The 356-nt window shown below is 53.4% G+C and carries 1 pseudogene; it reads right to left on the reverse strand.

What is annotated here, in order from left to right:
- Positions 1–286, reverse strand: a pseudogene (locus tag EXE45_RS21040) (hypothetical protein); the annotation flags it as partial.
- Positions 287–356: the final 70 nt, after the last annotated feature.

A 356-nucleotide genomic window follows, 5' to 3' on the forward strand; every position in this document is an offset into this window, starting at 1 on the left:
CGAAGAGATTATCGAGATACGCACACCGAACCCTCACATACTCTGATGGGTTTTCATACCCTCGCACTGTCTCACGCTGCTCAAATTGCTCCGCTACGTACTTGAAAAGAGTTGTATCTTCCCATGCGTAGCTTTCTTGAAATCTCTCGCTGAGCCCGCGATAAATAACAGTGTCTCGGAGATGCGAGCAGTTGCTCGTGTCGTCCCACTCTCCACCTTCCACTCGACCGAGTCCCCAGTTAAGTTGAAGATTCGGATGGTACCATTCCACTGCTGCTGGACTCACCGAGAGAAGCCTCCACGGGGAGGCCGGAGCCTCGTAAGAACGCTGATTTGCGTGGTGGTGCCACGCAGTG

The organism is Halorubrum sp. SP9 (assembly GCF_005435015.1).
Taxonomy (GTDB): domain Archaea; phylum Halobacteriota; class Halobacteria; order Halobacteriales; family Haloferacaceae; genus Halorubrum; species Halorubrum sodomense.